6 protein-coding genes, 2 rRNA genes and 1 other annotated feature are annotated in these 14,224 nt (G+C 40.9%); of the genes, 4 read left to right on the plus strand and 4 right to left on the minus strand.

Annotation, left to right across the window (positions count from 1 at the left end; all coding sequences use genetic code 11):
* Positions 1-67: 67 nt before the first annotated feature.
* Both IGJ34_RS15290 and IGJ34_RS15295 read right to left on the minus strand, forming a co-directional pair.
* Positions 68-2,979 (minus strand): 23S ribosomal RNA (locus tag IGJ34_RS15290).
* Positions 2,980-3,263: 284 nt separating this feature from the next.
* Positions 3,264-4,824 (minus strand): 16S ribosomal RNA (locus IGJ34_RS15295).
* The 16S and 23S rRNA genes sit together here, the layout of an rRNA operon.
* Positions 4,825-5,590: 766 nt before the next feature.
* Between IGJ34_RS15295 and IGJ34_RS15300 the strand changes: the two genes are divergently transcribed.
* The 4 genes from IGJ34_RS15300 (at position 5,591) to IGJ34_RS15315 (ending at position 10,692) form a co-directional block, all read left to right on the plus strand.
* Positions 5,591-6,289 carry a response regulator transcription factor gene (locus IGJ34_RS15300; protein WP_069653566.1) on the plus strand — a complete coding sequence of 233 codons (699 nt, stop codon included), beginning with the start codon at positions 5,591-5,593 and terminating at the stop codon, positions 6,287-6,289.
* Positions 6,279-7,430, plus strand: coding sequence for a sensor histidine kinase (locus IGJ34_RS15305; protein WP_069653562.1), 1,152 nt, complete (start codon positions 6,279-6,281; stop codon positions 7,428-7,430). The genes IGJ34_RS15300 and IGJ34_RS15305 overlap by 11 nt, the downstream gene beginning before the upstream one ends.
* Before the next feature lie 38 nt (positions 7,431-7,468).
* Positions 7,469-7,681 (plus strand) — a binding site (T-box leader).
* 102 nt (positions 7,682-7,783) lie between these two features.
* Positions 7,784-9,055 (plus strand): serine--tRNA ligase, encoded by a 1,272-nt coding sequence (gene serS, locus IGJ34_RS15310; RefSeq protein ID WP_430597800.1) that lies wholly within the window; start codon positions 7,784-7,786, stop codon positions 9,053-9,055.
* A 140-nt stretch (positions 9,056-9,195) separates the two neighbouring features.
* The gene (locus IGJ34_RS15315) at positions 9,196-10,692 is read left to right on the plus strand and encodes a polysaccharide deacetylase family protein (protein WP_430597801.1); all 1,497 of its coding nucleotides are present in this window, start codon (positions 9,196-9,198) and stop codon (positions 10,690-10,692) included.
* Positions 10,693-10,746: 54 nt separating this feature from the next.
* Here IGJ34_RS15315 and guaB read toward each other — a convergent pair whose 3' ends face one another.
* Both guaB and IGJ34_RS15325 read right to left on the minus strand, forming a co-directional pair.
* Entirely contained in the window at positions 10,747-12,231 is a 1,485-nt protein-coding gene (guaB, locus tag IGJ34_RS15320; protein WP_069653559.1) for an IMP dehydrogenase, read from the minus strand.
* Positions 12,232-12,389: 158 nt separating this feature from the next.
* On the minus strand, positions 12,390-14,066 hold the full coding sequence (locus tag IGJ34_RS15325; protein WP_430597802.1) for a 6-pyruvoyl-tetrahydropterin synthase-related protein: 1,677 nt from the start codon (positions 14,064-14,066) through the stop codon (positions 12,390-12,392).
* Positions 14,067-14,224: the final 158 nt, after the last annotated feature.

The following is a 14,224-nucleotide window of genomic DNA, read 5'->3' on the forward strand; positions in this document are numbered from 1 at the left end:
ATTATTCACTCAAAACTGGATTGAAGTAGTAATCAAACATTCCGAAACTCTTTTTTATTTCGTTTCTTTGGTTAAGTCCTCGACCGATTAGTATTGGTCCGCTCCGTACATCACTGCACTTCCACTTCCAACCTATCTACCTGATCATCTCTCAGGGGTCTTACTTTCTTAAAGAAATGGGAAATCTCATCTTGAGGTGGGCTTCACACTTAGATGCTTTCAGCGTTTATCCCTTCCCTACATAGCTACCCAGCAATGCCCTTGGCAGAACAACTGGTACACCAGCGGTAAGTCCATCCCGGTCCTCTCGTACTAAGGACAGCTCCTCTCAAATTTCCAACGCCCGCGACGGATAGGGACCGAACTGTCTCACGACGTTCTGAACCCAGCTCGCGTGCCGCTTTAATGGGCGAACAGCCCAACCCTTGGGACCGACTACAGCCCCAGGATGCGACGAGCCGACATCGAGGTGCCAAACCTCCCCGTCGATGTGGACTCTTGGGGGAGATAAGCCTGTTATCCCCAGGGTAGCTTTTATCCGTTGAGCGATGGCCCTTCCATGCGGAACCACCGGATCACTAAGCCCGACTTTCGTCCCTGCTCGACTTGTAAGTCTCGCAGTCAAGCTCCCTTCTGCCTTTACACTCTGCGAATGATTTCCAACCATTCTGAGGGAACCTTTGGGCGCCTCCGTTACTCTTTAGGAGGCGACCGCCCCAGTCAAACTGCCCACCTGACACTGTCTCCCACCACGATAAGTGGTGCGGGTTAGAGGGTTCATAACACAAGGGTAGTATCCCACCAGCGCCTCCACCGAAACTAGCGTTCCGGGTTCATCGGCTCCTACCTATCCTGTACATGTGGTACAAACACTCAATATCAAGCTACAGTAAAGCTCCATGGGGTCTTTCCGTCCTGTCGCGGGTAACCTGCATCTTCACAGGTACTAAAATTTCACCGAGTCTCTCGTTGAGACAGTGCCCAAATCGTTACGCCTTTCGTGCGGGTCGGAACTTACCCGACAAGGAATTTCGCTACCTTAGGACCGTTATAGTTACGGCCGCCGTTTACTGGGGCTTCAATTCTGAGCTTCGCCGAAGCTAACCCATCCTCTTAACCTTCCAGCACCGGGCAGGCGTCAGCCCCTATACTTCATCTTTCGATTTTGCAGAGACCTGTGTTTTTGATAAACAGTCGCTTGGGCCTATTCACTGCGGCTGACCGAAGTCAGCACCCCTTCTCCCGAAGTTACGGGGTCATTTTGCCGAGTTCCTTAACGAGAGTTCGCTCGCTCACCTTAGGATACTCTCCTCGACTACCTGTGTCGGTTTACGGTACGGGCAGTTGTTTTCTCACTAGAAGCTTTTCTTGACAGTGTGACATCAGGAACTTCGGTACTATTATTTCCCTCCCCATCACAGCTTGTCCGTATAGAGTAAAGCATTTGACTCTACTCAAGACTTACTGCTTGGACATGCACTTCCAGTCGCATGCATTCCTTAGCCTCCTGCGTCCCTCCATTGCTCAAACAAAAACAACTGGTACAGGAATATCAACCTGTTGTCCATCGCCTACGCCTATCGGCCTCGGCTTAGGTCCCGACTAACCCTGGGCGGACGAGCCTTCCCCAGGAAACCTTAGTCATACGGTGGACGGGATTCTCACCCGTCTTTCGCTACTCATACCGGCATTCTCACTTCTAAGCGCTCCAGCCGTCCTCACGATCGACCTTCAACGCCCTTAGAACGCTCTCCTACCATTACACCAGAGGTGTAATCCACAGCTTCGGTAATATGTTTAGCCCCGGTACATTTTCGGCGCAGGGTCACTCGACTAGTGAGCTATTACGCACTCTTTAAATGGTGGCTGCTTCTGAGCCAACATCCTAGTTGTCTGTGCAACCCCACATCCTTTTCCACTTAACATATATTTTGGGACCTTAGCTGGTGGTCTGGGCTGTTTCCCTTTCGACTACGGATCTTATCACTCGCAGTCTGACTCCCGGATATAAATGAATGGCATTCGGAGTTTATCTGAATTCGGTAACCCGAGATGGGCCCCTAGTCCAAACAGTGCTCTACCTCCATCATTCTTAATTCCGAGGCTAGCCCTAAAGCTATTTCGGAGAGAACCAGCTATCTCCAAGTTCGTTTGGAATTTCTCCGCTACCCACAGCTCATCCCCGCACTTTTCAACGTACGTGGGTTCGGTCCTCCAGTGCGTTTTACCACACCTTCAACCTGGCCATGGGTAGATCACATGGTTTCGGGTCTACGACTACATACTCATTCGCCCTATTCAGACTCGCTTTCGCTACGGCTCCGGCTCTTCACCTTAACCTCGCATGCAATCGTAACTCGCCGGTTCATTCTACAAAAGGCACGCCATCACCCATTAACGGGCTTTGACTTGTTGTAGGCACACGGTTTCAGGATCTATTTCACTCCCCTTCCGGGGTGCTTTTCACCTTTCCCTCACGGTACTGGTTCACTATCGGTCATTAGGGAGTATTTAGCCTTGCGGGATGGTCCCCGCGGATTCCGACGGAATTTCTCGTGTTCCGCCGTACTCAGGATACTCCTAGGTGTTGCCAACATTTCGTCTACGGGGCTATTACCCACTTTGGCGAACCTTTCCAGGTTCTTCGACTATCTTGACAGACTACCACATCGGAGTCCTACAACCCCAACAAGCAAGCTTGTTGGTTTGGGCTCTTCCCGTTTCGCTCGCCGCTACTCAGGGAATCGAATTTTCTTTCTCTTCCTGCAGGTACTTAGATGTTTCAGTTCTCTGCGTCTACCTCTAACCAGCTATGTATTCACTGGAAAGTAACATCCTATAAAAGATGCTGGGTTTCCCCATTCGGAAATCTCTGGATCATAGCTCACTTACAGCTCCCCAAAGCATATCGGTGTTAGTCCCGTCCTTCATCGGCTCCTAATGCCAAGGCATCCACCGTGCGCCCTTATTCACTTAACCTGATGACCTTGCGGTCAATTGTTTGGTTCGTTTCTCTAGCGATAGAGGCGTCACCAATAAAATAAGCTTCGAACTATTTTACTTAAAAAACTCATTCAACGCGGTGTTCTCGGTTTGTTTTGATTACTTTTTTACTTCAATATCCAGTTTTCAATGAACAATTCGTTTGAGAGAATCATATAATAAGGAAGAAAATCCAATGATTAACTTCTATTTATAAGAGTAAACCTCTCAAAACTGAACAAAGTATCGACGAATGTGTAAGTTTCCGTAATATTCCTTAGAAAGGAGGTGATCCAGCCGCACCTTCCGATACGGCTACCTTGTTACGACTTCACCCCAATCATCTATCCCACCTTAGGCGGCTGGCTCCACAAGGGTTACCTCACCGACTTCGGGTGTTACAAACTTTCGTGGTGTGACGGGCGGTGTGTACAAGGCCCGGGAACGTATTCACCGCGGCGTGCTGATCCGCGATTACTAGCGATTCCGGCTTCATGTAGGCGAGTTGCAGCCTACAATCCGAACTGAGAGAAGCTTTAAGAGATTTGCATGACCTCGCGGCCTAGCGACTCGTTGTACTTCCCATTGTAGCACGTGTGTAGCCCAGGTCATAAGGGGCATGATGATTTGACGTCATCCCCACCTTCCTCCGGTTTGTCACCGGCAGTCTCGCTAGAGTGCCCAACTGAATGATGGCAACTAACAATAAGGGTTGCGCTCGTTGCGGGACTTAACCCAACATCTCACGACACGAGCTGACGACAACCATGCACCACCTGTCACTTTGTCCCCGAAGGGAAAGCTCTATCTCTAGAGTGGTCAAAGGATGTCAAGACCTGGTAAGGTTCTTCGCGTTGCTTCGAATTAAACCACATGCTCCACCGCTTGTGCGGGCCCCCGTCAATTCCTTTGAGTTTCAACCTTGCGGTCGTACTCCCCAGGCGGAGTGCTTAATGCGTTAGCTGCAGCACTGAAGGGCGGAAACCCTCCAACACTTAGCACTCATCGTTTACGGCGTGGACTACCAGGGTATCTAATCCTGTTTGCTCCCCACGCTTTCGAGCCTCAGCGTCAGTTACAGACCAGAGAGTCGCCTTCGCCACTGGTGTTCCTCCATATATCTACGCATTTCACCGCTACACATGGAATTCCACTCTCCTCTTCTGCACTCAAGTCTCCCAGTTTCCAATGACCCTCCCCGGTTGAGCCGGGGGCTTTCACATCAGACTTAAGAAACCGCCTGCGCTCGCTTTACGCCCAATAAATCCGGACAACGCTTGCCACCTACGTATTACCGCGGCTGCTGGCACGTAGTTAGCCGTGGCTTTCTGGTTAGATACCGTCAAGGTAAGAGCAGTTACTCTCCTACTTGTTCTTCTCTAACAACAGAGTTTTACGATCCGAAAACCTTCTTCACTCACGCGGCGTTGCTCGGTCAGACTTTCGTCCATTGCCGAAGATTCCCTACTGCTGCCTCCCGTAGGAGTCTGGGCCGTGTCTCAGTCCCAGTGTGGCCGATCACCCTCTCAGGTCGGCTATGCATCATGGCCTTGGTGAGCCGTTACCTCACCAACTAGCTAATGCACCGCGGGTCCATCCATCAGTGACACCCGAAAGCGTCTTTCAAATCAACACCATGCGGTGTCGATTATTATGCGGTATTAGCACCTGTTTCCAAGTGTTATCCCCCTCTGATGGGTAGGTTACCCACGTGTTACTCACCCGTCCGCCACTCCTCTTTTCAAATGAGTGCAAGCACTCGGTAGAAAAGAAGCGTTCGACTTGCATGTATTAGGCACGCCGCCAGCGTTCGTCCTGAGCCAGGATCAAACTCTCATAATAAAAGTTGAACACAATCCGAAGATTGTTAAGCTCATTTGTTTGCTAGCATATTGCTTCGCTTTGTTAAAATTGTTGTTTGCTTTTACCGTTGTAAAAACAACCTACACATTTGGTTCGTCTTACTTTGTTCAGTTTTCAAAGGTCTACTGTATTACCTCGCAGCAACTTTTATATCATACCAAATCTTCGATTCGATGTCAACACTTTTTTAAAAAAGTTTCAAAGTTTTTTCTGCTTGATGTTATCGGATGTTTCGTGACAACTTCATTAGTTTACCAGGTTGTTTGTTATTTGTCAACAACTTTCTTCCTGATTTTTCAAGTTTTTTTAAGACTTGAAATGTTATTCTATTTCTTGTTCGTTGTCTTTAGTTCTCGCGACAACTTCATTAGTTTATCAGGTTACTTATTGTTTGTCAACAACTTTTTTTCCTGATTCTCAAAGTTTTTTTAAACTTTAAGTTGTTATATTATGCTCATCGTTCGGCGTGTTTCATCAGTGCCTTGCGACAAGATATAATATACCAAGATTATAGGCTTAGGTCAACTAAAATTTGCGCTTTTTTTAAAGTTTTTTTGGTTCCCGATTGTTTTATTACTTTTGTTCTTTATTGTTCGTTTTTTAACGAAAAACCGATGAATTTTATGCTATTTCTTAATTTTTAGTAACATATTCTAAATTTCCCGTAACTTCTCTTTGATTTTGTCCTTTTTTTGCTTTTTTTGTTAGAATGAAGAAGAAGGATTCTACTATATATATGGAGGAAATGAATGAGATGAAGATTTTAGTTGCTGATGATGATAAAGAGATTGTAGAACTACTGAGCATTTATATTCACAACGAAGGGTATGAAGTGGTGAAAGCTTATGACGGAAAAGAAGCTTTATCTAAGATTCGAACTATTTCAGATATTGATTTACTTATCTTAGATATCATGATGCCGATTATGGACGGTATGCAAGTGGTGAAAGAATTAAGAAAGGAATCTCAAATTCCTATTATTATGCTAACTGCTAAAACAACAGATATGGATAAAATTAAAGGGTTGGTTGCTGGAGCTGATGACTACGTTACGAAACCATTCAACCCATTGGAAGTTATGGCTCGGGTTAAATCTATTTTAAGACGTAGTCAAATGCAGCTTAAAGCAGATGAGCCTGATGTACTTGAAATAGGATCATTGATTATTAACAAAGATTCCCACGAAGTAAAAACAGTCGAAGGAAAAGAAATTCAATTAACGGCACTGGAATTTGGGATCTTGTATCTCTTAGCCAGTCATCCTAATCGTGTTTTTAGTGCAGATGAAATTTTTGAACGTGTGTGGCAGCAAGAAAGTATTGTTTCTGCAAAAACCGTTATGGTTCATGTAAGTCACTTGAGAGATAAGATCGAAGAAGCAACTGGTGGAGAAAAAGTCATTCAAACAGTTTGGGGAGTTGGATATAAAATAGATGCTCGTTAGACAAAAGAAAATCGAAAAACAAAAAAGAATTACCCTAACATCAAAGGAAATAAGCGAATTACTTGCTGAAGGAATCGTCACTATTATCTTGTTGCTTCTATTAAATGTCTCGATTACGGTTATTCTTAGCGGCAACCAAACTCTACAAGGAATCATCTGGGCAACTAAGGGTGCTTTTGCAGCAGAACTAAATACAGATTTATTTTGGAGTTTAAGTAAATTTGTTATCCCGATATTCTTTATAGTGGATATAGCTGTGTTGTATTGGCGTTTGATTCGTCGTTATCGCCAAATGCAATTACGTCATATTATCAGCGAACTGCACTATATCGCTGATGGTAATTACGACCATCGTATTCCTTTTGAGCTAAGTGGTGATTTAGCAAAAGTTGTTACCAGTATCAACGGATTAGTTGATAGTACCGTTGCAGCAATTGAAGATGAACGAAAAATAGAAAAATCAAAAGATGAACTGATCACAAACGTCAGTCACGATATCCGAACTCCTTTAACTTCTATTATAGGATATTTGGGTTTAATTGAAGATCGACAGTTTAAAAACGAAGAAGATTTACTTAAGTATACTCATACAGCTTACGTGAAAGCGAAACAAATGAAGCTGCTTGTTGATGATCTTTTTGAATATACGAAAGTTCGTCAGCCTTCCGTCCCTATCAATACGATACATTTTGATATGGCACAATTGATTGAACAACTAGCTGCTGATTTTGAGCTGGAAGCAGATAAAAACGACATGACGATTGAGGTCAATGCTAATCCAGAATCAATAAAAATGGATGGTGATACCGAAAAACTGGTTCGTGTCTTCAATAATCTATTATCAAATGCGCTTAAATACGGTAAAGGTGGTAAAAATATTGTCATTGATGTAGAGAAAGTTGGGACAGAAGTCGTGATTGCCGTTAGAAATGACGGTCCGGCGATTCCTAAAAACTCTTTGGATCAATTATTCGACCGTTTCTATCGTGTTGAGGAATCACGATCCCAAGAAACAGGCGGAACAGGTCTTGGCTTAGCTATCGCCCAAAGTATTATAGCATTACATGGCGGCTACATCTATGCCACTTCCGATAATCATTGGACATCTTTCATTATTCACTTACCGCTAAAGCGAAATTGATTTACTAAGGTTGACATCCAAACAAAAGTTTTGTATCCTAATGACAAGCAAAGAGAAAAAGTATTTATGGTTCTGAATCAAAGAGAGTTTGCGGTGGTGAAAGCAAATATTCGACTATAAAGAATTCCATCTCTATTATATGCGTTTGACGAAATAAGTTAGACCGGCAGCAACCGTTATCTGCATTACAAGGGCAGCATTATAGCTGAACTTGGGTGGTACCGCGAAATTCAAGTCATTTCGTCCCAAGAATTTTTTTCTAGGGATGGAGTGGCTTTTTATTTTACCACAATGTTATCTAGCAGTATGGATGCACAAAACCATTATGCTTTTAAATTGAAGGAGGAGTAACTATGTTAGATGTAAAAATGATTCGTCAAAATTTTGATGCTGTTCAAGCAAAACTAAAAAACCGTGGGGTAAAAGAAGAGATCTTAGTAGAATTCTTACGCTTAGATGAAAGCCGCCGCAATTTATTAGTAAAATCAGAAGAGCTAAAAAAATATCGAAATGATGTTTCAGCAGAAATCGCACAATTAAAACGAAATAAAGAAGATGCGACAGCTAAAATTGCTGAAATGAAAGAAGTCGGCGGTAATATCAAAGCCATGGACACTGAAATTGAAGCGATCGATACTAAGCTTTATGAGATTTCTACAACATTACCGAATCTTCCACATGATTCAGTACCAGTAGGCGCAAGTGAAGATGATAATGTTGAAGTACGCCGTTGGAGTGAGCCTAGAAATTTTGCTTTTGAACCCAAACCACACTGGGATGTAGCAGAAAATTTGAATATTCTTGATTTTGAACGAGGGGCAAAAGTTGCAGGAAGCCGTTTTGTCTACTATAAAGGATTAGGCGCGAGACTAGAGCGTGCATTATACAATTTTATGCTGGACATGCATGTTTATGACCATGGATATACTGAAATGATGACACCTTATATCGTAAACAGCAACTCTATGTTTGGTACTGGTCAATACCCAAAGTTCAAAGAAGACGTTTTTCAACTAGAGGGTACAGATATGACCTTGATTCCAACCGCTGAGGTTCCTTTAACTAACTATTACAATGATGAGATTTTAGATGGAAAGGATTTACCAATCTATTTTACAGCGCTTAGTCCTTCTTTCCGTTCTGAAGCTGGAAGTGCAGGTCGCGATACTCGAGGCTTGATCCGCCTACATCAGTTTAACAAAGTAGAAATGGTAAAATTCAGTGATGCAGAACATTCTTATGAGGAATTAGAAAAAATGACTGCAAACGCAGAAGATATTTTGCAAAAATTAAACCTACCTTATCGCGTTATGTCATTAGCAACAGGTGATATGGGCTTCTCCGCTGCAAAAACGTACGACTTAGAAGTCTGGATCCCTGCACAAAACGCTTATCGAGAAATCAGTTCTTGTTCAAACTGTGAAGATTTCCAAGCTCGCCGTGCAATGATTCGTTACCGTGATGAAAATGATAAAGTTCAATATGCACATACCTTAAATGGATCTGGTTTAGCTGTAGGTCGAACTGTAGCAGCGATCTTAGAAAATTATCAAAATGAAGACGGAACAGTGACAATTCCAGAAGTTTTGATTCCATATATGGGTAATTTAAAACAAATCAACTAAACTTTTTGATGAACTAGATACATTAAAAAAATCAAAAGATTCACTCAGATAACAAAGCCATTGTTGAAAGTCCAAAATAGGCATGATACATTTGTACTACTATAAACACTTAAATTTATAAATTAGAGGGATCAAACGTTATGCATAGAAACAAACACCCACGAGGAACTCGAAACAGTCGGCACGAAAAAAAGAAGTACCCTTTTTCAAAAAAAATAATTTTTATAACTACCTTTACGATTTCATTCATTTTAATATGTGGTGGTGTATATGCGATCTATGCTATGCAACATACGCAGAAAGAAACAAGCCTACCCGAAGATGATGAGGAGCAATATGAGCAAAAAGAAACCTCGTTATTAGAAAAAATTCGAAAAAATCAACATCATGAAGATTTTGAAACAACCGAGCAGGAGAAGACAGAGGGCAACATCCAGACTCTTATTTATGAACCTGTCGCCGCTGACTCTATCCCTCAATTACCAGCAATTAAAACCGAATTAACAACGTTGATAGACATTGCCCAAAAGAACAGCTCAAAAAAGACTGAAACTAAGCTCGTCGGTTATGTTAAAAGAGAAAAAATCAACGAACAAGTATTCAGCTACCAACCTATTGTTGACACCTATACTTGGGATCGAGAGAAAGAAGACTGGTCTGAAAAAACTGAACATGGTAAAAATACAGCCTTCGTCAATCAAAAAACAAAACAACCACTATGCTTGCAGGATATTTTTATGAGTGAGGCAAATACCTTAGCCATTCAGCAGGTTGTGCAACAAAAATTGCTTTCTGAAAGTCCAGATGGCAATGCGGTTATTGATGGTATACTCAATATGCCCAGTATTTCTTTAGATGGAACTGCTTTTACCTATTATTCTGATAAAATCAGCTTAGGTCTACCAGAAAATCCAACTGGCAAAACAGAAATCACATTGCCTTACAATGAAATTGCTGGTTACGTAAACCCAGAATTTATTGATGCTGATTCCATCAAAGACGCGTTACCCAAACCTTTAGAGTCAGATAAAAAATACATTTCACTCACGTTTGATGATGGTCCAAATCCTGACACTACCCCTAGACTTCTAGATATTCTAAAAGAAAAAGGTGTCAAAGCAACATTCTTTATGCTGGGTCAAAATGTTGTAAAACATGAATCCCTTGTTAAACGAGTGGCTGATGAAGGACATGAAGTGGCTAGCCATTCCTACTCACATCCACAATTGACCGGAATTGATGCACAAACGGTGAAAGAGGAAGTCCAAAACACTGACAAAGCCATCTATCATGCTATTGGCAAGCTACCAACTGATTTTAGACCGCCATATGGTGCTGTGAATAAAGATGTGGCAGCAATCATTGGTAAGCCGATTATTCAATGGTCTGTCGATTCACAAGATTGGCAAAGCCACAATGCACAAGCAATCATTAAACGTATCGATGAGACAGCCTATAATGACACAATCGTTTTAATGCATGACATTCATCCCGAAACAGTAGATGCTGTATCTACTGTTATTGACCACTTACATGCAGAGGGCTATGAGATTTTACCTTCTAAAGAATTGTTAGGAAAAAAAGCCAAACCACTCCACATGTATTATGGTTCTAATGACGAACGTCTTGTTCAATAAAGAAAAAAATTCCGATGCTGTATACGACATCGGAATTTTTTCTTTATTCTTGATTTATTGTTCTACAGAGTAATTAGGTGCTTCTTTAGTAATTTGTACATCATGAGGATGTGATTCTTTCAGTCCATTCCCACTCATTTGAATAAATTGTGCTTCTTCACGCAATTGTTTTAAATCTGCCGCCCCAACATAACCCATACCGGATTTTAGCCCACCAATCAGTTGGAAAACAATATCTGATACGCTACCTTTATAGGCAACACGCCCTTCGATACCTTCTGGCACTAATTTATTCGCTTCGTTGACACCACCTTGGAAATAACGATCACTTGAACCTTTTTCCATTGCGCCTAGTGAACCCATTCCACGATATGTTTTAAAGCGACGACCTTGATAAATTTCAAATTCACCTGGTGATTCATCTGTTCCCGCTAACATGCTACCCAACATAACAGCATGTCCGCCAGCAGCTAAAGCTTTTACGATATCACCTGAATACTTGATTCCCCCATCTGCAATGATAGCTTTCCCATATTTACGAGCAACGGATGCTGCATCATAGATAGCAGTTAATTGGGGAACACCTACACCTGCGACAACACGTGTTGTACAAATCGAACCTGGCCCGATTCCCACCTTCACAACATCCACACCTACATCATAAAGTGCTTTAGCGCCTTCAGCTGTTGCGATATTTCCAGCAATCAATGTTGCATCTGGGAATGTATCTCGAATTTCTTTGATCTTACGAATCACACCTGCGCTATGACCATGAGCTGTATCGATAATAATTGCATCGACTCCTGCATCCAACAAAGCTTCAGCACGTTCAAAAGTATCACTTGTAACACCAACTGCTGCCGCAACTAGTAGACGACCATGCTCGTCTTTCGCCGCATTTGGAAATTCAATTACTTTTTCAATATCTTTGATCGTGATCAAACCACTTAAACGGTTATTTTCATCAACAATCGGTAATTTTTCGATTTTATGTTTTTGTAAAATCTTTTCAGCGTCTTTTAGAGAAGTACCAACTGGGGCTGTAACTAAGTTATCTTTCGTCATTACTTCTTCAATCTTCATTTGATAATCTGTTACAAATCGCATATCACGGTTCGTAATGATTCCTACTAGATTACGATTGTCCATCGTCTCCACAATCGGTACTCCACTGATACGGTATTTGCTCATCAGATTTTCAGCATCTGCTACTAAATTCGTTGGCGTTAAGAAAAATGGGTCGATGATTACGCCACTCTCCGAACGTTTCACTTTACGAACCTCATCTGCTTGTTGCGCAATACTCATATTTTTATGAATAACGCCTAAACCACCTTGACGAGCCATTGAAATAGCCATTTTACTATCCGTTACAGTATCCATACTTGCACTGATCAGAGGAATATTCAACTTAATATTTTTTGCTAGTTGGATACTCATATCTACTTCATTAGGTAGCACGTGACTTTCTGCTGGAATCAATAAAACATCATCAAATGTAAGACCTTTTTTCGCGAATTTCGTTTCCCAGTTAGACATTTTCTAGACCACTCCTCTATTTAATTTTATATAAGAAAATAACAGATAATAAAAAGGAAGTCAACCGCATTTTCCTGATTACAGATATTTTCTTTTCGTTTTCCATAACATGAGTGTTTTCTCATGTATTTGCAACCGAATCAAAAGAATAACTCTACTTATTTCTTTCTTTTTAACTTAATAGAATACATAGTCGCTACCTTCCATGTTACACAGGTCGATAGAGTCAAAACAGAGATACTTAATGAAATTTTTTGTGCCAAAGTTGTATGATAAGAAATAGAGACACTGCCATTTTTAGATAACGGAATAGCAACTAATCCGTTTTGTTTGTTTAGCGATGCTGGAATTATTTTTTCACTACCTTCACTTACTATTTTAGCTTGATAACCATAATAGTAGATAAATGGAATTGTTACTGTCGTTTTTTTCTTGTCAATTGAGTGATAGTCGAACGCAACGGAATCAAAATCCATTTTAACATTTGATATGTCTATTTTAGCATCATCGTACACAATTTTTCGTTCTTTATTCTTTTTAATAGTAGAATAATCAACTTCTTTTGGTAAATACTCATGTCCAGCGCCAATATAATAACTATTAGTTTGATCATATGCATCATAGGATAGGATACGCTTCCCCTCAGTATCAATACTCTCTTTTTCATACAATACAACTCCAAGGAAAATGACCATCACTACGATTATCTGACTACTTGGAAATTTTTTAAATAATCCTAGATAGTCATTTGCGATAAGAAAGGCTAACAGCAACGTCACAATTGATAAGAAACGCCAGGGAAACTGGATCGTATTCAACGGTGTATGGTCAAAAAAGCTCCAAGGAAAAAGGTCTGTCGTCATAAACATAAAAAATAACGCAAGAATAACCAACTCTCGATTAGGTAAATTTCGCTTAAAAAGCATTAGTGTGTAGATAGCCAAACCAAACAACAGAACAACACCAATATTTGCTGAGGATTTATGAAATACGCTATTTTTAAAGCTGTTAGTTATTAGTTCACTCAAAGAGTAACTTCTCTCTGAAATCAACGTCAGCGGATTGGCTGTCACTTGGAACGTGACATGCTTCATCTGCTCAAAAACGGGTACTAGATAGAACGCTAACAGTAAGATTGTAACTCCAGCGGCCTTTACTATCGCAACTATGACCTCTTTCTTTAAAAAACGCTTCAGATTGAAAAGAATGTACAGCCCTATAAAAATACTGACGATTTCCAATGAAATAAAATGAGCTAAACCAATTCCTGTCATAGCAACTGTCAATAATAGCCATTTCTTCTCTTTTCCATTTTTCAATAGATACAAACTGGCTAGAACTAATGGAAAAAAGCCCATCGCCAAAAGCTCTCCAATAGCTTGACGATTAAAAAAATCTTGTAGACGGTAAATTGATAACGTATATAATAACGAAAACAAGTAACTTTTCATTTTCGTCAAACTCATATACCTTCCAGATATATAGGTTAAAACAAATGTGGAAAAGTTTATACACACCGAAAAAACAACAAAACTACTGGCAAGAGAAAAGCCAAAAACACGTAGTATAGCTGGAAAATACAGATAAAAATCTGGATAAAACAAACTCGATGCGTATCCATATCCGCCAATAAAAAAATAGCTCACTTTTGGTAACAACATCCCTTGCTCCAAAGATAATGCTAAGCCTTCGATCCGATTTTGATGAAAATGATAATCATCCCCAATCATAATATGACCATTTTGAAGATAAACAATATATAAAGACAATACACTTAATATAAAAAAATTTAGAATAATCAAAAACTGACTATGTCGGTTCATCCATGTTTTCATTCATCCACCTCTTCCTAATGAACATTCGTTACAAATTTCATTCTTAATCTCTATGGTATCGTGCTAAAGCTTTTCTTTCAAATACGATCCCTTTTAGTTTGCACCGCTGGCCTAATTTCTTTATCACCATTTAATGATTTTGAGTTAACAGAACTAGT

The organism is Enterococcus sp. AZ177, assembly GCF_050544585.1.
Lineage (GTDB): Bacteria > Bacillota > Bacilli > Lactobacillales > Enterococcaceae > Enterococcus_L > Enterococcus_L plantarum.